Origin of the sequence: Paraburkholderia sp. J12 (assembly GCF_905220215.1) — a bacterium.
Classification (GTDB): Bacteria; Pseudomonadota; Gammaproteobacteria; order Burkholderiales; family Burkholderiaceae; genus Paraburkholderia.
Window position 1 is genome coordinate 98,118 of sequence record NZ_CAJMZC010000016.1, and the last position, 21,872, is coordinate 119,989.

Genomic DNA, 21,872 nt, shown 5'->3' on the forward strand with positions numbered 1-21,872 from the left:
CCTTGAAAAGAGCGAGGCGGACTTGCGCCGCCAGACTAGATAAAGAGCGTAGGCCTGACCCGCGGCGGAGAGCCGCAGGTCAGACCTGGGTAAAACAACTTCTAAAACCGCAACTTCAAAGCCACAACTTCTACAGCAAGCCGGCTATTCTACTCGATTACTCGATGACCTTGGCAACGACACCGGCGCCGACGGTACGGCCACCTTCGCGGATTGCGAAGCGCAGACCTTCTTCCATCGCGATCGGGGCGATCAGCTTCACCGTGATCGACACGTTGTCGCCCGGCATCACCATTTCCTTGTCCTTCGGCAGCTCGATCGAGCCCGTCACGTCCGTCGTACGGAAGTAGAACTGCGGACGGTAGTTGTTGAAGAACGGCGTGTGACGGCCGCCTTCGTCCTTGCTCAGCACGTACACTTCTGCCGTGAAGTGCGTGTGCGGCGTGATCGAACCCGGCTTGGCCAGCACCTGGCCACGCTCCACGTCTTCACGCTTCGTGCCGCGCAGCAGGATACCCACGTTGTCGCCCGCCTGACCCTGGTCGAGCAGCTTGCGGAACATTTCCACGCCCGTGCAGGTCGTCTTCACCGTCGGCTTGATACCGACAATTTCGATTTCCTCGCCGACCTTCACCACGCCGCGCTCGATACGGCCCGTCACCACCGTGCCGCGACCCGAGATCGAGAACACGTCTTCCACCGGCATCAGGAACGCACCGTCAACCGCGCGCTCCGGCGTCGGGATGTACGTGTCCAGCGCGTCGGCCAGGTTCAGGATCGCCACTTCGCCCAGCTCGCCCTTGTCGCCTTCCAGCGCCAGCTTGGCCGAACCCTTGATGATCGGCGTGTCGTCGCCCGGGAAGTCGTACTTCGAGAGGAGCTCGCGCACTTCCATTTCCACCAGCTCGAGCAGCTCGGCGTCGTCCACCATGTCGCACTTGTTCAGGAACACGATGATGTACGGAACGCCAACCTGACGCGCCAGCAGGATGTGCTCACGCGTTTGCGGCATCGGGCCGTCAGCGGCCGAGCACACCAGGATCGCGCCGTCCATCTGCGCGGCGCCCGTGATCATGTTCTTCACGTAGTCGGCGTGGCCCGGGCAGTCAACGTGGGCGTAGTGGCGGTTCGCCGTTTCGTACTCGATGTGCGCCGTGTTGATCGTGATACCACGTGCCTTTTCTTCCGGCGCCGCGTCGATTTCGTCGTACTTCTTCGCTTCGCCGCCGAACTTCGCCGACAGAACCGTTGCGATCGCTGCCGTCAGCGTGGTCTTGCCGTGGTCAACGTGACCGATCGTGCCCACGTTCACGTGCGGCTTGGTCCGTTCGAATTTACCTTTTGCCATGTTTCTCTTCTTTCAAAAAAGTGATGAACCGGTGACTGTGCGATGCGAGCCAGGCAGAAATGCCTGGCTCACCTTTGCGCCGATGCTTACTTCGCCTTCGCGCTGATGATCGCGTCGGCCACGTTACGCGGCGCTTCTGCGTAGTGCTTGAATTCCATCGTGTACGTGGCGCGACCTTGCGTGAGCGAGCGCAGCGAGGTCGAGTAGCCGAACATTTCCGACAGCGGTACTTCGGCGCGAACGATCTTGCCGCCGCCCACCATGTCTTCCATGCCCTGGACGATACCGCGACGGCCCGACAAGTCGCCCATCACGTTGCCCATGTAGTCTTCCGGTGTTTCGACTTCGACGGCCATCATCGGTTCGAGGATGACCGGCTGCGCACGGCGCATCGCTTCCTTGAACGCCATCGAACCGGCCATGCGGAACGCGTTTTCGTTCGAGTCAACGTCGTGGTACGAACCGAACGTCAGGTGAACCTTCACGTCGACGACCGGGAAGCCCGCCAGCACGCCCGACTTCAGCGTATCGACAATACCCTTGTCCACCGCCGGGATGTATTCGCGCGGAATCACGCCGCCCTTGATCTCGTCCAGGAACTCGTAGCCCTTGCCCTGCTCGTTCGGCTCGAGCGTGATGACCGCGTGACCGTACTGGCCGCGACCACCCGACTGCTTGACGAACTTGCCTTCGACGTCCTTCGCCGTGGCACGGATCGTTTCGCGGTATGCAACCTGCGGCTTGCCGACGGTCGCTTCCACGCCGAATTCGCGCTTCATGCGATCGACCAGAATTTCGAGGTGGAGCTCGCCCATGCCCGAAATGATGGTCTGGCCCGACTCTTCGTCCGTTTGAACGCGGAACGACGGGTCTTCCTGCGCCAGGCGGTTCAGGGCGATGCCCATCTTTTCCTGGTCCGGCTTGGTCTTCGGCTCGACGGCCTGCGAAATCACCGGCTCCGGGAACACCATGCGTTCCAGCACGATCGGGTTCGCCGGGTCGCACAGCGTGTCGCCCGTGGTCGCTTCCTTCAGGCCGACCGCAGCGGCGATGTCGCCGGCGCGAACTTCCTTGATTTCCTCACGGTTGTTCGCGTGCATCTGCAGAATACGGCCGAGGCGCTCTTTCTTGCCCTTGGTCGAGTTCAGCACCGTGTCGCCCGAGTTGACGACGCCCGAGTACGCACGGAAGAAGATCAGCTGGCCGACGAACGGGTCGGTCATGATCTTGAACGCGAGTGCCGAGAACTTCTCGTCGTCCGACGCACGGCGCTCTGCCATTTCGCCGTTTTCGAGCTCGCCCTTGACCGGGGGGATATCCACCGGCGACGGCAGGAAGTCGATCACGGCGTCGAGCATGCGCTGCACGCCCTTGTTCTTGAACGCGGTGCCGCACAGCATCGGCTGGATTTCGCAGGCGATCGTACGGTCGCGCAGCGCCTTGACGATTTCGGCTTCCGAAAGCTCGTCGCCGCCGAGGTACTTTTCCATCAGCTCTTCGCTGGCTTCAGCCGCCGACTCGATCATCTTCTCGCGCCATTCGTTGCACGAGTCAACGAGTTCGGCCGGGATGTCGACGTAGTCGAACTTCGTGCCTTGCGAGGCCTCGTCCCAAATGATCGCCTTCATCTTCAGGAGGTCGACCACGCCCTTGAAGGTTTCTTCCGAACCGATCGGCACCACGACCGGAACCGGATTCGCCTTCAGGCGCGTCTTCAGCTGGTCGTAGACCTTGAAGAAGTTCGCGCCGGTGCGGTCCATCTTGTTGACGAACGCGAGACGGGGAACCTTGTACTTGTTCGCCTGGCGCCACACCGTTTCCGACTGCGGCTGCACGCCGCCCACGGCGCAGTAGACCATGCACGCACCGTCGAGCACGCGCATCGAGCGCTCGACTTCGATCGTGAAGTCGACGTGGCCCGGGGTGTCGATGATGTTGATGCGGTGTTCGGGATAGTTGCCGCCCATGCCCTTCCAGAAGGCGGTCGTAGCAGCGGAGGTAATCGTGATGCCACGCTCCTGCTCCTGCTCCATCCAGTCCATGGTGGCGGCGCCGTCGTGAACTTCACCAATCTTGTGGTTCACGCCGGTGTAGAACAGAATGCGCTCGGTCGTCGTCGTCTTGCCGGCGTCGATGTGAGCGCTAATACCGATATTGCGGTAGCGCTCGATAGGAGTCTTGCGAGCCACTTTGATCCTCTATGGGGAGGGGCGCGCCGGATTGGAGAACCCGACGCGCCTGAACACAAACGGGCGAGGCGCTGGATAAGCGCACCCGCCCGGATTTTTTTCCGCTTTAGGGCTAACCCGTAGTTGGGTTTTGCTCTTAGAAGCGGAAGTGCGAGAACGCCTTGTTCGCTTCTGCCATCCGGTGAACTTCGTCGCGCTTCTTCATTGCGCCACCGCGGCCTTCGGCCGCTTCGGAGAGTTCACCTGCCAGGCGCAGGGCCATCGACTTCTCGCTGCGCTTCTTCGCGGCTTCACGCAGCCAACGCATCGCCAATGCCATACGACGCGAGGGGCGCACTTCGACCGGAACCTGATAGTTCGCACCACCAACGCGGCGGCTCTTCACTTCCACCACCGGCTTCACGTTGTTGAGCGCGACAGTGAACACTTCCAGCGGGTCCTTGCCACCCTTGGTCTGGATCTGTTCGAAAGCGCCGTACACGATACGCTCGGCAACCGACTTCTTGCCGGAGAGCATCAGCACGTTCATGAACTTGGCTACATCAACGTTGCCGAACTTCGGATCCGGCAACACTTCCCGCTTGGGGACTTCGCGACGACGCGGCATGTTTCTTCCTTTAACTTTTCAGTTGAAGCGCGGGTTCGAACCCTTGCGCTCCGCGGCCACCAACTAACCCGATTCATCCCGGGTTTTACATCCCCGGACTTACCAGCCTGGTCGGGTGACCACTTACTCGACAGCACCGGCCAATCCGGCACCACCGCCTGTATCGCCTCGCACTTTCGACAAGCGCGGACGACCCTTCTGCAATGCTTACTTCGCAGCCTTCGCGCGCTTCGCGCCGTACTTCGAACGAGCCTGCTTACGATCCTTGACGCCCTGGGTATCCAGCGAGCCACGAACCATGTGGTAACGCACACCCGGCAAGTCCTTCACACGGCCGCCGCGAATCAGCACGACCGAGTGTTCCTGCAGGTTGTGGCCTTCACCACCGATGTACGAAATGACTTCGAAGCCGTTCGTCAGACGAACCTTGGCGACCTTACGGAGCGCCGAGTTCGGCTTCTTCGGCGTCGTCGTGTACACACGGGTGCACACGCCGCGACGCTGGGGGCAGTCCTGCAGGGCCGGCGACTTGCTCTTCGTAACTTCCGAAGTGCGGCCTTTGCGAACCAGTTGATTGATGGTTGGCATTGTTTATTCCTGAAATTGAACAAAATCGACGCGTTTATTTCCGGGCAAAGCGGAAAACCACGCGCTTTCGATCCGGATCTTGCGTTTTTGACGTGAGTTTTCGCCGCGCTTTTCCCGCTGTTTCCGCTTGTTCGACAAACTGTTCGATAAACGGACCGACGAGCGCACACATCCCAAGAACCGGAACCCAGCATAATATTCCGAAAATACCAAGTGAGTCAATGGCTTGCGATGTTCGGAGAACAGAGCAAATGACGCTGGCGTGACAGCGGACGGCGCGAGGGGTTTCTTCCGCGCGCTTTATTGACGCTGCCTTCGCGCCCTATTCGTCGCCGACGACCTCGATCAATTCCTCGCCGAAGCGTTCGAGCTTGCGCGCGCCCATTCCGGGGATGTCGCGCAGTTCGTCGATGGATTCGGGGCCATTACGGGCAATCTCCGCCAGCGTGGCGTCGTGGAAGATGACATAGGCCGGCACGCCGTCGCTCTTCGCCGTTTCGGTACGCCAAAGGCGCAGCCGCTCCCAGCGCGAACGCTGGCGCGGACTCATGCCGAGGGTCGGATCGGCACGCTCGCTCGTGCGACCCGACGACTGGCGCGTGCGCTGCGGCTTTACGTAGCGGCGCATCGTGACCATCTGCTCGCCCTTGAGGACAGGCTTGCTCGCCTCGGTCAACACGAGCGAACCGAAGCCGTCGTGATCCACTGCGAGATAGCCGAAGGCGACGAGCTGCCGGAAGATCGCGCGCCATTCGGCCTCGCCGAGCGCGGCGCCGATGCCGAACGTCGACAGCTTCTCGTGCCCGCGCTGCAGGATCTTTTCGTTACGGTTGCCGCGCAGGATATCGATCAGATGACCCGCGCCGAAGTTGAAACCGCTCGCGCGCTGCGCACGGAACACGCACGAGAGCGCCATCTGCGCCTCGCGCGTGGCATCCCACGTGGCGGGCGGCTCGAGACAGCTATCGCAGTTTCCGCAGGGCTGGCTCTCTTCGCCGAAATACGCCAGCAACCGCACGCGGCGGCAGGTGGCCGCTTCGCACAGGCCGAGCAGCGCGTCGAGCTTGCCGGTCTGCACGCGCTTGTGCGCGTCGTCCGCGTCGGACTCCTCGATCATCTTGCGCTGCTGGACGACGTCGCCGAGACCATAGGCCATCCATGCGTTCGCCGCCAGCCCGTCGCGGCCGGCACGCCCCGTTTCCTGGTAGTAGCCTTCCACGCTCTTGGGCAAATCCAGGTGCGCGACGAAACGCACGTCGGGCTTGTCGATACCCATGCCGAACGCGATCGTCGCGCACATCACCACGCCTTCCTCGCGCTGGAAGAGCTCCTGGTGGTGCTGACGCACCTCGAACTCCATGCCGGCGTGATACGGCAGCGCACGGATGCCCTGCCCCTTGAGCCATTCGGCCGTCTCTTCGACCTTGCGGCGCGAGAGGCAATAAACCACGCCGGCGTCGGTCGTGCCGTCGGCGCGCGTATGTTCGGCGCGAATGAAATCGAGCAACTGCGTGCGCGCATTGTCCTTTTCGACGATGCGATAGCGGATGTTCGGCCGGTCGAAGCTCGACACGAAAATGCGCGCGTCGTCGAGCGCGAGCCGGTGCACGATCTCGTCGCGCGTGATCGCATCTGCGGTCGCCGTGAGCGCGATGCGCGGCACGTTCGGAAAACGCTCGTGCAGCACCGAGAGCTGAATGTATTCGGGGCGGAAATCGTGCCCCCATTGCGACACGCAATGCGCCTCGTCGATCGCGAAGAGGCCGATGCGCGCGCGCTCGAGCAGGTCGAGAAAGCGCGACGTCATGAGACGCTCGGGCGCGACGTAGAGCAGGTCGATGTCGCCTTCGCGCAGCGCGCGTTCGGTGGCGGCGGCTTCGGCGCCCGTGAGCGTGGAATTGAGATACGCGGCCCGCACGCCCACTTCGGTGAGCGCCGCGACCTGGTCCTGCATCAGCGCAATAAGCGGCGACACGACGATGCCGGCTCCCTGGCCGGCTTCGTGGCGCACGAGGGCGGGAATCTGATAGCAGAGCGACTTGCCGCCGCCGGTGGGCATGAGCACCAGCGAATCGCCGCCCGCTGCGACGTGCTCGACGATCTCGGCCTGCTGCCCTCTAAAGGCGGGATAACCGAAGACTTCGTTGAGGATTTCGAGGGAGCGGGACATGAAAGCGGCGACGGGTCGGTAGAGAAGCGCGAAGCAAAGGCGGTGGACCGGATTCTACCAATCCGGATGCACCTTGACCGCCATGGCCGCGAAGATTGGCCATCGGGCCAGGGGGGAAAAGTGAGAGGAGAGTCTGCGCAAGCGTGTGCTGAACGCACACGCCTGGAAACAGCGGACAGCGCGCGGCGCGCTCAGGAGACGACGCGCGCGCCACCGCGCGATACCCGCCGCAGCGCGCCGACAATGGTCACGATACCGGCGAGCGCCGCGAGGAAAACGAGCGGGCCGATGGGCAAAAAGGTGAAGCTGCCCACCACGAGCACGATCGATCCGATCGTGAGCAACGCGGCCCCCATTTTCACCTTGCCCGCCAGCTGCATGATGAAACCGATGATGAAAAATGCCCACATGACGAGGAAGGTCGCGAAGAACATCGCGGCCGGCTGGTTCCCGACGTGATGCAGCAAATGCGAAAAGACGGCGACGCACGCCACCAGATTCAGGATGAGACCGACCCCAACGACCCACATGATTACCGCCTCCGGATTCAGATAAACGCCGCCTGCTTCGTGCGAAAACGCGCAAGCAGGCAGATATGGCGCGCTACGGTAGCACGCTGCGACACGCCGTGCAGCGGCCATGACGGCCCTGCGGCGCGAGGTCGCACACGCGGCCGCGCTCGGGCGCAACGCGCGCGTGCCCAAAAAGAAAAAAGCCGTCCGGTCGAAACCAGACGGCTTTGCGAGGTTTTTTCGGCAAGGAGCGGTTGGCACCGCCCCATTGCTTACTCGTCCGTCGTATGCGACTGCGGCTGTTGCGGCTCTTCCACAGCCGGGGTTTCCGGCGTGCCGAAGTCGAACGCTTCTTCCGCTGCGATCTGGTCGAAACGCTCGCGATCCGACGATTCCTTCGCACGGCGCGCCTTGTGGAACGCGAGACCCGTACCGGCCGGAATCAGACGGCCGACGATCACGTTTTCCTTCAGGCCACGCAGATCGTCGCGCTTGCCCATGATCGCCGCTTCGGTCAGCACGCGGGTCGTTTCCTGGAACGATGCCGCCGAGATGAACGAGTCGGTCGAGAGCGATGCCTTCGTGATACCGAGCAGCACGTTCTCGTACGTTGCCGGGCGCTTGTCCTCGGCGTTCATCTTGTCGTTTTCGTCCAGCATGTCCGAACGCTCGACCTGCTCGCCCGGAATGAAGCGCGTATCACCGTTGTCGGTGATCTGCACACGACGCAGCATCTGACGCACGATCACTTCGATGTGCTTGTCGTTGATCTTCACGCCCTGCAGACGGTACACGTCCTGCACTTCGTCCACGATGTAGCGCGACAGCGCCTCGATACCCTGCAGACGCAGGATGTCGTGCGGATCGGCCGGGCCGTCCACGATCATTTCGCCCTTGTTGACGACCTGACCGTCGTGGACCAGCACCTGCTTTTCCTTCGCGATCAGGAACTCGTGCTGATTGCCTTCGAGATCCGTGATAACGAGACGCTGCTTGCCCTTCGTGTCCTTACCGAACGACACCGTACCCGTGACTTCCGCCAGGATGCCGGCGTCCTTCGGCGAACGTGCTTCGAACAGTTCCGCCACACGCGGCAGACCACCGGTAATGTCACGCGTCTTCTGCGATTCGGTCGGGATACGTGCGAGCACTTCACCCACCTGAACCTGCTGACCGTCCTTCACGGTGATCAGTGCGCCGACCTGGAAGCCGATCTGCACCGAGTGCTCCGTGCCCGGGATCTTCACTTCGTCGCCGTTCGCGTCGAGCAGCTTGACCTGCGGACGCACGCTCTTCGAAGCCTGCGAACCGCGGCGCTTCACGTCGATCACGACGAGCGTCGAAAGCCCCGTCACGTCGTCGATCTGCTTGGCCACGGTCACGCCTTCCTCGACGTTCTCGAACTTCACCGTACCGCCGTACTCGGTGATGATCGGACGCGTGAGCGGATCCCACGTCGCGAGCTGCGTGCCGGCCTTGATCTGCGCACCGTCGAGCTGCAGCAGCGTCGCGCCGTACGGCACCTTGTGACGCTCGCGCTCGCGGCCGTGATCGTCGGTGATGATGGCTTCGCCCGAACGCGAGATGACGATCTGCTCGCCCTTCGCGTTCGTGACGTAACGCATCGTCACCGTGAAGCGCACGGTACCGTTCGACTTGGCTTCCACCGACGAAGCGACTGCCGCACGCGATGCCGCACCACCGATGTGGAACGTACGCATCGTGAGCTGCGTGCCCGGTTCGCCGATCGACTGTGCCGCGATCACACCCACGGCTTCGCCGACGTTCACGCGCGAGCCACGGCCGAGGTCGCGGCCGTAGCAGGCAGCGCACAGGCCGTAACGCGTTTCGCAGGTGAGCGGCGTGCGCACGCGCACTTCGTCGATGCCGAGGCTTTCGATCGTTTCGACTGCGTCTTCGTCGAGCAGGTCGCCCGCTGCGTAGATCGTCTCCTGCGTTTCCGGATTGACGACGTCCGCCACCGCAACGCGGCCGAGAATCCGGTCGCGCAGCGCTTCGACGACTTCACCGCCTTCCACGAGGGCCTTCATTGCCACGCCGTTCGACGTGCCGCAATCGTCCTCGACGACCACGAGATCCTGCGTGACGTCCACGAGACGACGCGTCAGGTAACCCGAGTTCGCGGTCTTCAGTGCCGTATCAGCCAGACCCTTACGTGCACCGTGGGTCGAGATGAAGTACTGCAACACGTTCAGACCTTCGCGGAAGTTTGCGGTAATCGGCGTTTCGATAATCGAGCCGTCCGGCTTCGCCATCAGGCCGCGCATCCCCGCCAGCTGGCGAATCTGCGTCGCGGAACCCCGCGCGCCCGAGTCGGCCATCATGTAGATCGAGTTGAACGATTCCTGACGCGTTTCGTTGCCGTCGCGGTCGATGACCGGTTCCGTCGCGAGCTGCTCCATCATCGCCTTGCCGACCGCTTCCGACGTATTCGACCAGATGTCGACCACGTTGTTGTAGCGTTCCTGCGCGGTGACGAGACCCGACATGTACTGGCGGTCGTACTCCTTCACCTTCTTCGCCGCTTCGCCGACGATCGTTTCCTTCTGCGGCGGCACGAGCATGTCGTCCACGCAGATCGAAATGCCGGCGCGCGTTGCGAGGCGGAAGCCCGACTGCATCAGCTGGTCGGCGAAGATCACCGTTTCGCGCAGACCGCACTTGCGGAATGCCGTGTTGATCAGACGCGAAATTTCCTTCTTCTTCAGCGGCTTGTTCAGCACCGAGAACGGCAGGCCCGGCGGCAGGATTTCCGAGAGGATCGAGCGGCCGACCGTAGTCGCGTACAGCGTGATCTTCGGCACGAATGCCGGTGCGCCTTCCGACTTGTCCTCGTTGTGGACCATTTCGGTAATACGCACGTTCACGCGCGAAGCCAGCTCGACTTCCTTGTTCTCGTAGGCGCGCAGCACTTCCGACACGCCCGTGAACGTCATGCCTTCGCCCTTGCCGTTGACCGCTTCACGCGTGGCGTAATACAGGCCCAGCACGATATCCTGCGACGGCACGATCGACGGATCGCCGTTGGCCGGGAACAGGACGTTGTTCGACGCGAGCATGAGCGTGCGCGCTTCCATCTGCGCTTCGAGCGACAGCGGAACGTGAACGGCCATCTGGTCGCCGTCGAAGTCGGCGTTGAACGCCGCGCAAACGAGCGGGTGCAGCTGGATGGCCTTGCCTTCGATCAGCACCGGCTCGAAAGCCTGGATGCCGAGACGGTGCAGCGTCGGCGCACGGTTGAGCATGACCGGATGTTCGCGGATCACCTCTTCGAGGATGTCCCACACCACCGGCGTCTGGTTCTCGACTTCCTTCTTCGCCGCCTTGATGGTCGTCGCGACGCCCATCGTTTCCAGCTTGTTGAAGATGAACGGCTTGAAGAGTTCGAGCGCCATCAGCTTCGGCAGACCGCACTGGTGCAGCTTGAGCGTCGGACCCACCACGATGACCGAACGGCCCGAGTAGTCCACGCGCTTGCCCAGCAGGTTCTGACGGAAGCGGCCGCCCTTACCCTTGATCATGTCGGCGAGCGACTTCAGCGGACGCTTGTTCGCACCCGTCATCGCCTTGCCGCGACGGCCGTTGTCGAGCAGCGAGTCAACCGCTTCCTGGAGCATCCGCTTTTCGTTGCGGACGATGATCTCCGGCGCCTTCAGCTCGAGCAGACGCTTCAGACGGTTGTTACGGTTGATGACGCGGCGATACAGGTCGTTCAGGTCCGAGGTCGCGAAACGGCCGCCGTCGAGCGGCACGAGCGGACGCAGTTCCGGCGGCAGCACCGGCAGCACTTCGAGCACCATCCATTCGGGCTTGATGCCCGAACGCTGGAAGGCCTCGAGCACCTTCAGGCGCTTGGCGTACTTCTTGATCTTCGCTTCCGAACCGGTGTTCTTCAGCTCCGTGCGGAGCTGTTCGACCTGCTCGTCGATGTTGATCGCGCGCAGCAGTTCACGCACGCCTTCCGCGCCCATCTCGGCACGGAATTCGTCACCGTATTCCTCGACCTTGTTGTAGTAATCCTCTTCGGTCATGATCTGACGCGCCTTCAGCGGCGTCATGCCCGGATCGATCACCACGTAGGCTTCGAAGTACAGCACGCGCTCGATGTCGCGCAGCGTCATGTCGAGCACCATGCCCAGACGCGACGGGAGCGACTTCAGGAACCAGATGTGCGCGACCGGCGAGGCCAGCTCGATGTGGCCCATGCGCTCGCGGCGCACCTTCGCCAGCGTCACTTCCACGCCGCACTTCTCGCAGATCACGCCACGGTGCTTCAGGCGCTTGTACTTGCCGCACAGGCACTCGTAGTCCTTGATCGGCCCGAAGATCTTCGCGCAAAAGAGACCATCGCGCTCCGGCTTGAAGGTCCGGTAGTTGATGGTTTCCGGCTTCTTCACTTCGCCGAACGACCACGAGCGGATCTTGTCCGGCGAAGCCAGACCGATCTTGATCGCGTCGAAAACTTCTTCTTGTTGGACTTGCTTGAATAGATCGAGCAGAGCTTTCATTGCCTTCTCTCCGTAGTCCGATTAGTTGCGGTCGAGGTCGATGTCGATACCGAGCGAGCGGATTTCCTTCACCAGCACATTGAAGGATTCCGGCATGCCCGCATCGATCACGTGGTCGCCCTTGACGAGGTTCTCGTACACCTTCGTCCGGCCCGTCACGTCATCGGACTTCACCGTCAACATTTCCTGCAGTACATACGAAGCGCCATACGCTTCGAGCGCCCACACTTCCATTTCACCGAAACGCTGGCCACCGAACTGCGCCTTACCACCCAGCGGCTGCTGCGTGACGAGCGAGTACGGACCCGTCGAACGCGCGTGCATCTTGTCGTCGACAAGGTGGTGCAGCTTCAGGTAGTGCATGTAGCCCACGGTCACCGTACGTTCGAACATCTCGCCCGTGCGGCCGTCGTACAGACGCACCTGGTTCTTCGACGGCGTCATGCCGAGGTTCTGTGCAATGTCGTCCGGGAATGCCAGATCGAGCATCTTGCCCATTTCCTCTTCGGTCGCACCGTCGAACACCGGCGTTGCGAACGGCACGCCTTCGCGCAGGTTCTTCGCCAGCTCGAGGATCTCGTCGTCGCTGAAGCTGTCGATGTCTTCCTTGTGGCCCGACTCGTTGTAGATCTTCGTGAGGAATTCACGCAGCTCTGCAATCTTCGTCTGACGCGCAAGCATCTCGCCGATACGCCAGCCGAGACCCTTCGCGGCCCAGCCGAGGTGCACTTCGAGAACCTGACCCACGTTCATCCGCGACGGCACGCCGAGCGGGTTCAGCACGACGTCTGCCGGACGGCCGTCGGCCATGTACGGCATGTCTTCGATCGGCACGATCTTCGACACGACACCCTTGTTACCGTGACGGCCTGCCATCTTGTCGCCAGGCTGCAGACGGCGCTTCACCGCGAGGTACACCTTGACCATCTTCAGCACGCCCGGCGGCAGTTCGTCGCCTTGCGTGAGCTTCTTGCGCTTCTCTTCGAACGCGAGGTCGAACTGGTGGCGCTTCTCTTCGATCGAGTTCTTGATCGCTTCGAGCTGGGCCGCGGCTTCCTCGTCCGCGAGGCGGATGTCGAACCAGTGGTAGTGGTCCAGATCTTCGAGGTAAGCGCGTTCGATCTTCGTGCCCTTCGCGAGCTTCTTCGGACCGCCGTTCGCAACCTTGCCTTCGAGCATGCGCGCGAGACGCTGGAATGCGTCGCCTTCCACGATACGCAGCTGGTCGTTCAGGTCGAGGCGATAGCGCTTCAGTTCATCGTCGATGATCTGTTGCGCGCGCTTGTCGCGCTGAATGCCTTCACGCGTGAACACCTGCACGTCGATGACCGTGCCGCTCATGCCCGAGGGCACGCGCAGCGACGTGTCCTTCACGTCCGAAGCCTTCTCGCCGAAGATCGCGCGCAGCAGCTTTTCTTCCGGCGTGAGCTGGGTTTCGCCCTTCGGCGTGACCTTGCCCACGAGCACGTCGCCCGCTTCGACTTCCGCGCCGATGTACACGATGCCCGACTCGTCGAGACGGCCAAGCTGCACTTCCGCGAGGTTCGAAATGTCGCGCGTGATTTCTTCCGGCCCGAGCTTCGTGTCGCGAGCTACGACATTCAGTTCTTCGATGTGGATCGACGTGTAACGGTCGTCGGCCACCACCTTCTCCGAGATCAGGATCGAGTCTTCGAAGTTGTAGCCGTTCCACGGCATGAACGCGATCAGCATGTTCTGGCCGAGCGCGAGCTCGCCCAGATCGGTCGATGCGCCGTCGGCCAGCACGTCGCCGCGCTCAACCTTGTCGCCCATCTTCACGATCGGACGCTGGTTGATGTTCGTGTTCTGGTTCGAACGCGTGTACTTGATGAGGTTGTAAATGTCCACGCCGACTTCACCGGCGACGGCTTCATCGTCGTTCACGCGAATCACGATACGGCCTGCATCGACGTAGTCGACCACACCGCCGCGCAGTGCCTGAACCGTCGTGCCCGAGTCGACCGCAACGGTGCGCTCGATACCCGTGCCGACGACCGGCTTTTCCGGACGCAGGCAAGGCACGGCCTGACGCTGCATGTTCGAGCCCATCAGTGCACGGTTCGCGTCGTCGTGCTCGAGGAACGGAATCAGCGAAGCTGCCACCGAAACGATCTGCGACGGCGCCACGTCCATGTACTGGATGCGGTCCGGCGTGACCATCAGCGTTTCGCCCGCTTCACGCGACGACACGAGTTCGTCGGTCAGCGTGCCGTCGTCGGCCACTGCCGCGTTCGCCTGAGCGATCACGTAACGGCCTTCTTCGATCGCCGAGAGGTAGTCGATCTGGTCGGTCACCTTGCCGTCGGCCACCTTGCGATACGGCGTTTCGAGGAAGCCGTATTCGTTCAGGTGCGCGTACAGTGCGAGCGAGTTGATCAGACCGATGTTCGGACCTTCCGGCGTCTCGATCGGGCACACGCGGCCGTAGTGGGTCGGGTGCACGTCGCGGACTTCGAAGCCTGCGCGCTCACGCGTCAGACCGCCCGGGCCCAGTGCGGAAACACGACGCTTGTGCGTGATTTCCGAGAGCGGGTTGGTCTGGTCCATGAACTGCGACAGCTGCGACGAACCGAAGAACTCGCGAATCGCCGACGAAATCGGCTTCGAGTTGATCAGGTCGTGCGGCATCAGGTTTTCGCTTTCGGCCTGGCCGAGGCGTTCCTTCACAGCACGTTCGACGCGCACGAGACCCGCGCGGAACTGGTTCTCCGCGAGTTCGCCCACGCAACGCACGCGACGGTTGCCGAGGTGGTCGATGTCGTCCACTTCGCCCTTGCCGTTGCGCAGCTCGACGAGGATCTTGATGGTCGCGAGGATGTCGTCGTCCTGCAGCGTCATCGGGCCGACGATTTCATCGCGGCCGACGCGGCGATTGAACTTCATACGACCCACCTTCGAGAGGTCGTACGCTTCTTCGCTGTAGAAGAGACGATTGAAGAGGGCCTCGACCGCTTCTTCGGTCGGCGGCTCGCCCGGACGCATCATGCGATAGATCGCGATACGTGCGGCCATCCTGTCGGCCGTTTCGTCGATACGCAGCGTCGAGGAGATGTACGGACCCTGATCCAGATCGTTCGTGTAGAGGGTCTGAATGTCCTTGATCTTCGCTTCGCGCAGCTTCTCGAGCACGCTTTCGGTGATTTCGTCGTTCGCGTTAGCGATGACTTCGCCGGTGTCGCCATCGACGACGTTCTTCGCCAGCACGCGGCCGAGCAGATAATCTTCGGGGACCGAAATAAACGTGGTCTTCGCGTTTTCGAGGTCGCGGATGTGCTTCGCGTTGATCCGCTTGTCCTTCTGGACGATGACCTTGCCGTCGCGATCCGTGATGTCGAAACGCGCGACTTCGCCACGCAGACGCTCCGGCACGAACTCCATCTGCGCGCCTTCCGGCATCAGCGAGAAGTTGTCGAACACGAAGAAGTTCGCGAGGATCTGTTCCGGCGTGAGGCCGATGGCCTTCAGCAGGATCGTGACCGGCATCTTGCGGCGACGGTCGACGCGGAAGTACAGCACGTCCTTCGGGTCGAATTCGAAGTCGAGCCACGAGCCGCGGTAAGGAATGATACGGGCCGAGAAAAGCAGCTTGCCCGAGCTGTGCGTCTTGCCCTTGTCGTGTTCGAAGAACACGCCGGGCGAGCGATGCAGCTGCGAGACGATGACACGCTCGGTGCCGTTGATGACGAACGAGCCCGTCGGCGTCATGAGCGGAATTTCGCCCATGTACACTTCCTGCTCCTTCACTTCCTTCACGACCGGCTTGCTCGGCGATTCCTTGTCGAGCAGGACGAGACGGACCTTGGCACGCAGCGCCGAGCAGTACGTGAGGCCACGCTGCTGACATTCCTTGATGTTGAATGCCGGCGGCGAGAGCATGTAGCTCACGAACTCTAGACGAGCAAAGCCGTTATGGGAAACAATAGGAAAAACGGACGTGAACGCAGCCTGCAGACCTTCCGGTTTGCGTTGTGCGGTCGGGGTTTCTGCTTGCAGAAACGTGCTGAATGATTCAAGCTGGGTAGCCAGCAGGAAAGGAACCTGGTGAACGATGGGGCGCTTCGCGAAACTCTTGCGAATACGCTTCTTCTCGGTGAAGGAATATTGCATACGATCTCCGAATCACGGCGGGTAGGACGACCCGAGTGTTCACCGACTGAGACCCGATGGCTTCGCGAGCCTTGGAAGCTTGGTGGTTGGCCTCTACCAACCGCTGGCTGACGGCAGCGGATTTGGGCTTGTCATAACTTGCCCGCTGCCCGACCAAACTTGCCTTCTGCAGTCGCTTCAGAAGACAAAGAGAAGCGCCGTTCTGCACGTGAGCTGCACGCGGTGAAAGACGATTTTCTTTGGCTTCTGCTTCTAGGTTCCGCATCCTGCCTCCGACTCCTGAAAATCGAACACGAAAACGCAGTTCCCACAAAGCACAAAAAGGCCGGCGGTGTAAAAACCGCCAGCCTTCGCACAGCGCGCTGAAATTTACTTGATTTCAGCCTTCGCGCCGGCTTCTTCCAGCTTTTTCTTCGCTTCTTCAGCAGCAGCCTTGGGCACCGCTTCCTTCACGGGCTTCGGTGCACCGTCGACCAGGTCCTTCGCTTCCTTCAGGCCGAGACCCGTCAGTTCACGAACGGCCTTGATGACCGAAACCTTGTTCGCGCCTGCTTCAAGCAGGTTGACCGTGAATTCGGTCTGCTCTTCAGCAGCAGCAGCAGCGCCGCCAGCTGCCGGGCCAGCGACTGCCACAGCAGCTGCCGACACGCCAAACTTCTCTTCGAAAGCCTTGACCAGTTCGTTCAATTCGAGAACCGACATCGAGCCGACGGCTTCGAGGATGTCTTCTTTTGCGATTGCCATTTGAAATTACTCCAGATTTGAATTCGGAAACAGCTAGCGATCTTGTTCGCTCGCCTGTTATTACGCAGCTTCGGCTTGCTTCTTTTCCGCCAAGGCGGCAAGAGCGCGCGCCATACCGGAAACCGGAGCCTGCATAACGAACAGGAGCTTCGAGAGCAGTTCTTCGCGGCTCGGGATGCTGGCCAGCGCTTGCACGCCTGCCTTGTCCATCACCTTGCCTTCGTAGGAACCGGCCTTGATGATCAGCTTGTCATTGCCCTTGGCGAAGTCATTGACGACCTTCGCTGCAGCAATGGCATCTTCCGAGATGCCGTAGATCAGGGGACCAGTCATCTGCTCTGCCAGCGGAGCAAACGGAGTACCTTCGACAGCGCGACGCGCCAGCGTGTTCTTCAACACGCGCAGGTACACCTGTTGCTCACGCGCTTTCGCGCGCAGCTTGGTCAGATCGCCAACCGCGATTCCACGATACTCGGCCAATACGACGGTCTGAGCCTTCGCGACTTGCGCGGAGACTTCAGCCACGACGGCCTGCTTACCTTCTTTGTTCAGTGGCACGGTTAACCTCCAGATTCGACACACACCGCTTTCGTGACATGTGCCGCGTTCAACAACGGCGACCGACCAGTCCGGAGTAACTCAGTTTGCGTTCGGGGACGTTACCGCCCGCTCCCGCTCCCTACAGCACTTCAAAACCTTTTCGGGTTCGCCATCTGCGTTGGCTTCACATTAAGGAAGCACCCAACTGCTGCACTTCCGCCAACGGTCTTTGACAACCGGCTGGACCGCGCAAACTGCCGCTGCCCAACCGCCCAAAGCCCTTAAATCCACGCTGCGATCCGGTCCAACTTCCGTTCCGAATCTCAGCGCGGCAAAACTTGTTGCGACGCTTACGCTGCGAGCGACGTTTGATCGACGCGAACGCCGACGCCCATCGTGCTCGACACAGCGATCTTGCGCAGGTACACGCCCTTGCTCGTCGCCGGCTTCGCCTTGGTCAGCGCTTCGAGAAGCGCGTCCAGGTTGCTGCGCAGCGCTGCCTGCTCGAACGATGCACGGCCGATGGTCGCGTGGATGATACCGGCCTTGTCGACACGGAATTGCACCTGACCAGCCTTCGCGTTCTTGACCGCGGTCGCCACGTCCGGCGTCACGGTGCCGACCTTCGGGTTCGGCATCAGGCCGCGCGGGCCGAGGATCTGACCCAGCGTACCGACGATACGCATCGTGTCCGGCGAAGCGATCACGATGTCGAAATTCAGGTTGCCGCCCTTGATCTGCTCGGCGAGGTCTTCCATGCCGACGATTTCGGCGCCGGCGGCGCGAGCCTGTTCAGCCTTTTCACCTTGCGCGAACACAGCAACGCGAACCGACTTGCCGGTGCCTGCGGGCAGCACGACCGAGCCGCGAACGACCTGGTCCGACTTCTTCGCATCGATGCCGAGCTGGACAGCCACGTCGATCGACTCGTCGAACTTCGCCGTAGCGCATTCCTTCACGAGCGACAGAGCGTCGACGATCGGGTACAGCTTCTGGCGGTCGACCTTGGCGGCGATAGCCTTTTGACGCTTCGAAACCTTAGCCATTTACACGCCCTCCACGACGATGCCCATCGAACGGGCGCTACCAGCGATCGTGCGGACCGCTGCGTCCATATCCGCTGCCGTGAGGTCCGGCATCTTGGTCTTGGCGATTTCTTCAGCCTGGGCGCGCGTGATCGTCGCGACCTTGTCCGTATGCGGCTTGGCCGAACCCTTGTCGACCTTCGCTGCCTTCTTGATCAGGACCGTAGCCGGCGGCGTCTTCAGGATGAACGTGAAGCTCTTGTCCGCGAAAGCCGTAATGACGACCGGCACCGGCAGACCCGGTTCCATCGCTTGAGTCTGCGCGTTGAACGCCTTGCAGAACTCCATGATGTTCAGGCCGCGCTGGCCCAGTGCCGGACCGACCGGCGGCGACGGATTGGCTTTACCTGCAGGAATCTGCAGCTTGATAAAGCCGATGATTTTCTTTGCCATGTTGAAAACCTCGTTGGAACGCGTGAGCGTTCAGGTGAGTGGTAGCGCGCTCTCGCCCGGCGTACTGCAGCCGCTGGACTACTGGCGCTCCTCTACGGTCATGACGCAGACCGTAAGCGCGAAAGACGGACCGAACCCGAAGGTGCGATCCGTTGGAATGCTTTTACAGCTTTTCGACCTGACCGAATTCGAGTTCGACCGGGGTAGCACGACCAAAAATGGTGACGGAGACCCGGACGCGCGATTTCTCGTAGTTGACTTCTTCGACGCTGCCGTTGAAGTCCGTGAACGGACCCTCTTTCACACGAACCATTTCGCCGACTTCGAACAGGGTCTTGGGGCGCGGCTTTTCCACGCCTTCCTGCATCTGCGACATGATCTTTTCGACTTCGCGCGGCGAAATCGGGCTCGGGCGATTGCGCGCCCCGCCGACGAAACCCGTCACCTTGGCCGTGTTTTTCACGAGGTGCCACGTTTCGTCCGTCATTTCCATCTCGACCAGGACATAACCCGGGAAGAAACGACGTTCGGTCACCGATTTGTGACCGCCCTTCACCTCGACGACTTCTTCAGTCGGGACGAGGATCTGGCCAAACTTGTCCTGCATGCCAGCACGGTCGATGCGCTCCTGAAGCGCACGTTGCACGCTCTTCTCCATGCCGGAGTAGGCGTGCACGACGTACCAACGTTTTCCGCTCGGGGATGCCGGTGTATCGCTCATATCATTTCCAACCCAGAATCGCCGAGAAAATCACCCATTCGATGGATTTGTCGCAAACCCACAAAAAGATGGCCATTACCAGCACAAAACCGAAGACCACCAGCGTCGTCTGCGTGGCCTCTTTACGAGTCGGCCAGACGACCTTGCGAACTTCTTTGTACGAGTCTTTGGCAAACGCGATGAAGCTCTTGCCGGGCGCCGAGAGAAGACCGACTACCACCCCCGCGATGACACCGACAGCAAGCGCGGCACCGCGGACATACCACTCCTGGCTACCGAGCCAGTAGAACCCTACGAACCCGGCCAACACCAACAATACGCCCGCCGCAAGCATCAGCTTGTCGCTGGAAGTATTAACAGTTTCGACGGAAGGATTCGCCATAACACCTTAAAGAACAACGCGCCAGAGACGCGGTAAGTTGGCAGGGGCAGAGGGAATCGAACCCCCAACCTTCGGTTTTGGAGACCGACGCTCTGCCAGTTGAGCTATACCCCTAAACCATTTGGGGTTGGCGGCATCGCCAACCCCGAAAACCACACTAGTCGATCAACGAGACTGGCAGTACAACTTACTCGATGACCTTGGCAACGACGCCGGCGCCGACGGTACGGCCACCTTCGCGGATTGCGAAGCGCAGACCTTCTTCCATCGCGATCGGGGCGATCAGCTTCACCGTGATCGACACGTTGTCGCCCGGCATCACCATTTCCTTGTCCTTCGGCAGCTCGATCGAGCCCGTCACGTCCGTCGTACGGAAGTAGAACTGCGGACGGTAGTTGTTGAAGAACGGCGTGTGACGGCCGCCTTCGTCCTTGCTCAGCACGTACACTTCTGCCGTGAAGTGCGTGTGCGGCGTGATCGAACCCGGCTTGGCCAGCACCTGGCCACGCTCCACGTCTTCACGCTTCGTGCCGCGCAGCAGGATACCCACGTTGTCGCCCGCCTGACCCTGGTCGAGCAGCTTGCGGAACATTTCCACGCCCGTGCAGGTCGTCTTCACCGTCGGCTTGATACCGACAATTTCGATTTCCTCGCCGACCTTCACCACGCCGCGCTCGATACGGCCCGTCACCACCGTGCCGCGACCCGAGATCGAGAACACGTCTTCCACCGGCATCAGGAACGCACCGTCAACCGCGCGCTCCGGCGTCGGGATGTACGTGTCCAGCGCGTCGGCCAGGTTCAGGATCGCCACTTCGCCCAGCTCGCCCTTGTCGCCTTCCAGCGCCAGCTTGGCCGAACCCTTGATGATCGGCGTGTCGTCGCCCGGGAAGTCGTACTTCGAGAGGAGCTCGCGCACTTCCATTTCCACCAGCTCGAGCAGCTCGGCGTCGTCCACCATGTCGCACTTGTTCAGGAACACGATGATGTACGGAACGCCAACCTGACGCGCCAGCAGGATGTGCTCACGCGTTTGCGGCATCGGGCCGTCAGCGGCCGAGCACACCAGGATCGCGCCGTCCATCTGCGCGGCGCCCGTGATCATGTTCTTCACGTAGTCGGCGTGGCCCGGGCAGTCAACGTGGGCGTAGTGGCGGTTCGCCGTTTCGTACTCGATGTGCGCCGTGTTGATCGTGATACCACGTGCCTTTTCTTCCGGCGCCGCGTCGATTTCGTCGTACTTCTTCGCTTCGCCGCCGAACTTCGCCGACAGAACCGTTGCGATCGCTGCCGTCAGCGTGGTCTTGCCGTGGTCAACGTGACCGATCGTGCCCACGTTCACGTGCGGCTTGGTCCGCTCAAACTTACCCTTGGCCATTTTCGACTCCTAAGAGGATTTTTCCGTACGTTGCGCGGGGCGCGCAAACAATCACTGGTGTTGCCGGTACAGCCTGATACTGCAGATACCCGCAGTGTCCTTCTGGTGCCCATGGGCAGGATCGAACTGCCGACCTCTCCCTTACCAAGGGAGTGCTCTACCACTGAGCCACATGGGCATTTACTTTCGCGCTTGCGTCTATTGCGTCTGGCTCGCTGGAGCGGGTGAAGGGAATCGAACCCTCGTCGTAAGCTTGGAAGGCTTCTGCTCTACCATTGAGCTACACCCGCAAGGATTGCCGATTCCCGACACATTACTTCAGCTGAATTCTGGTGGAGGAGGTTGGATTCGAACCAACGTAGGCGTAAGCCAACAGATTTACAGTCTGCCCCCTTTAGCCACTCGGGCACCCCTCCGCAGAGAACTGATGATTATGGGGGAACATCCGGACAGTGTCAAGCACTTTGTTCGGAGCAAAACCCACAACGCTCTCACTTATAGGAAGGCACAAACGCAAAAACCCCGGCTTTTTAGGGCCGGGGTCTCGCGTATTAAGGA

Annotated in this window: 15 protein-coding genes and 4 tRNA genes; all 19 read right to left on the bottom strand. The window is 61.2% G+C overall.

Annotated features, from left to right (window positions below; all coding sequences use genetic code 11):
* Nucleotides 1-157: 157 nt before the first annotated feature.
* The 19 genes from tuf (U5760_RS26950) to U5760_RS27040 all read right to left on the bottom strand — a co-directional run bounded on the left by tuf (U5760_RS26950) (nt 158) and on the right by U5760_RS27040 (nt 21,730).
* A complete protein-coding gene (gene tuf, locus U5760_RS26950) occupies nt 158-1,348 on the bottom strand; it encodes an elongation factor Tu (RefSeq protein WP_322015355.1) in 1,191 nt (396 codons plus the stop codon).
* 86 nt (nt 1,349-1,434) lie between these two features.
* Nucleotides 1,435-3,537, bottom strand: a complete 2,103-nt coding sequence (gene fusA / locus U5760_RS26955) for an elongation factor G (RefSeq protein ID WP_322015356.1) — start codon at nt 3,535-3,537, stop codon at nt 1,435-1,437.
* Between the two features lie 136 nt (nt 3,538-3,673).
* Complete coding sequence (gene rpsG / locus U5760_RS26960) at nt 3,674-4,144, bottom strand: 30S ribosomal protein S7 (RefSeq protein WP_006053291.1); 471 nt, start codon at nt 4,142-4,144, stop codon at nt 3,674-3,676.
* Between the two features lie 207 nt (nt 4,145-4,351).
* Nucleotides 4,352-4,732: a 30S ribosomal protein S12 gene (gene rpsL, locus U5760_RS26965; protein WP_027821136.1), complete on the bottom strand. Its 381-nt coding sequence runs from the start codon at nt 4,730-4,732 to the stop codon at nt 4,352-4,354.
* 322 nt (nt 4,733-5,054) lie between these two features.
* Nucleotides 5,055-6,902 carry a DNA helicase RecQ gene (recQ, locus tag U5760_RS26970; RefSeq protein WP_322015357.1) on the bottom strand — a complete coding sequence of 616 codons (1,848 nt, stop codon included), beginning with the start codon at nt 6,900-6,902 and terminating at the stop codon, nt 5,055-5,057.
* Between the two features lie 191 nt (nt 6,903-7,093).
* Nucleotides 7,094-7,432, bottom strand: coding sequence for a hypothetical protein (locus U5760_RS26975; protein ID WP_322015358.1), 339 nt, complete (start codon nt 7,430-7,432; stop codon nt 7,094-7,096).
* Between the two features lie 254 nt (nt 7,433-7,686).
* On the bottom strand, nt 7,687-11,943 hold the full coding sequence (gene rpoC / locus U5760_RS26980) for a DNA-directed RNA polymerase subunit beta' (RefSeq protein WP_322015359.1): 4,257 nt from the start codon (nt 11,941-11,943) through the stop codon (nt 7,687-7,689).
* Between the two features lie 21 nt (nt 11,944-11,964).
* Nucleotides 11,965-16,071: a DNA-directed RNA polymerase subunit beta gene (gene rpoB, locus U5760_RS26985; RefSeq protein WP_322015360.1), complete on the bottom strand. Its 4,107-nt coding sequence runs from the start codon at nt 16,069-16,071 to the stop codon at nt 11,965-11,967.
* Between the two features lie 369 nt (nt 16,072-16,440).
* Complete coding sequence (gene rplL, locus U5760_RS26990; RefSeq protein ID WP_124154017.1) at nt 16,441-16,815, bottom strand: 50S ribosomal protein L7/L12; 375 nt, start codon at nt 16,813-16,815, stop codon at nt 16,441-16,443.
* A 60-nt stretch (nt 16,816-16,875) separates the two neighbouring features.
* Complete coding sequence (gene rplJ / locus U5760_RS26995; protein WP_028229635.1) at nt 16,876-17,373, bottom strand: 50S ribosomal protein L10; 498 nt, start codon at nt 17,371-17,373, stop codon at nt 16,876-16,878.
* Nucleotides 17,374-17,705: 332 nt separating this feature from the next.
* Complete coding sequence (gene rplA, locus U5760_RS27000; RefSeq protein ID WP_322015361.1) at nt 17,706-18,401, bottom strand: 50S ribosomal protein L1; 696 nt, start codon at nt 18,399-18,401, stop codon at nt 17,706-17,708.
* Nucleotides 18,402-18,833, bottom strand: a complete 432-nt coding sequence (gene rplK, locus U5760_RS27005) for a 50S ribosomal protein L11 (RefSeq protein ID WP_027797945.1) — start codon at nt 18,831-18,833, stop codon at nt 18,402-18,404. It lies immediately after the preceding gene.
* 163 nt (nt 18,834-18,996) lie between these two features.
* Nucleotides 18,997-19,554 carry a transcription termination/antitermination protein NusG gene (nusG, locus tag U5760_RS27010; RefSeq protein WP_027821101.1) on the bottom strand — a complete coding sequence of 186 codons (558 nt, stop codon included), beginning with the start codon at nt 19,552-19,554 and terminating at the stop codon, nt 18,997-18,999.
* A gap of 1 nt (nt 19,555) precedes the next feature.
* On the bottom strand, nt 19,556-19,936 hold the full coding sequence (gene secE / locus U5760_RS27015) for a preprotein translocase subunit SecE (protein WP_322015362.1): 381 nt from the start codon (nt 19,934-19,936) through the stop codon (nt 19,556-19,558).
* 38 nt (nt 19,937-19,974) lie between these two features.
* Nucleotides 19,975-20,050, bottom strand: a tRNA-Trp gene (locus U5760_RS27020).
* Nucleotides 20,051-20,123: 73 nt separating this feature from the next.
* Entirely contained in the window at nt 20,124-21,314 is a 1,191-nt protein-coding gene (gene tuf, locus U5760_RS27025) for an elongation factor Tu (protein ID WP_322015355.1), read from the bottom strand.
* Nucleotides 21,315-21,417: 103 nt separating this feature from the next.
* Nucleotides 21,418-21,492 (bottom strand) — tRNA-Thr (locus U5760_RS27030).
* Between the two features lie 38 nt (nt 21,493-21,530).
* Nucleotides 21,531-21,604 (bottom strand) — tRNA-Gly (locus tag U5760_RS27035).
* Between the two features lie 40 nt (nt 21,605-21,644).
* Nucleotides 21,645-21,730 (bottom strand) — tRNA-Tyr (locus tag U5760_RS27040).
* Nucleotides 21,731-21,872: the final 142 nt, after the last annotated feature.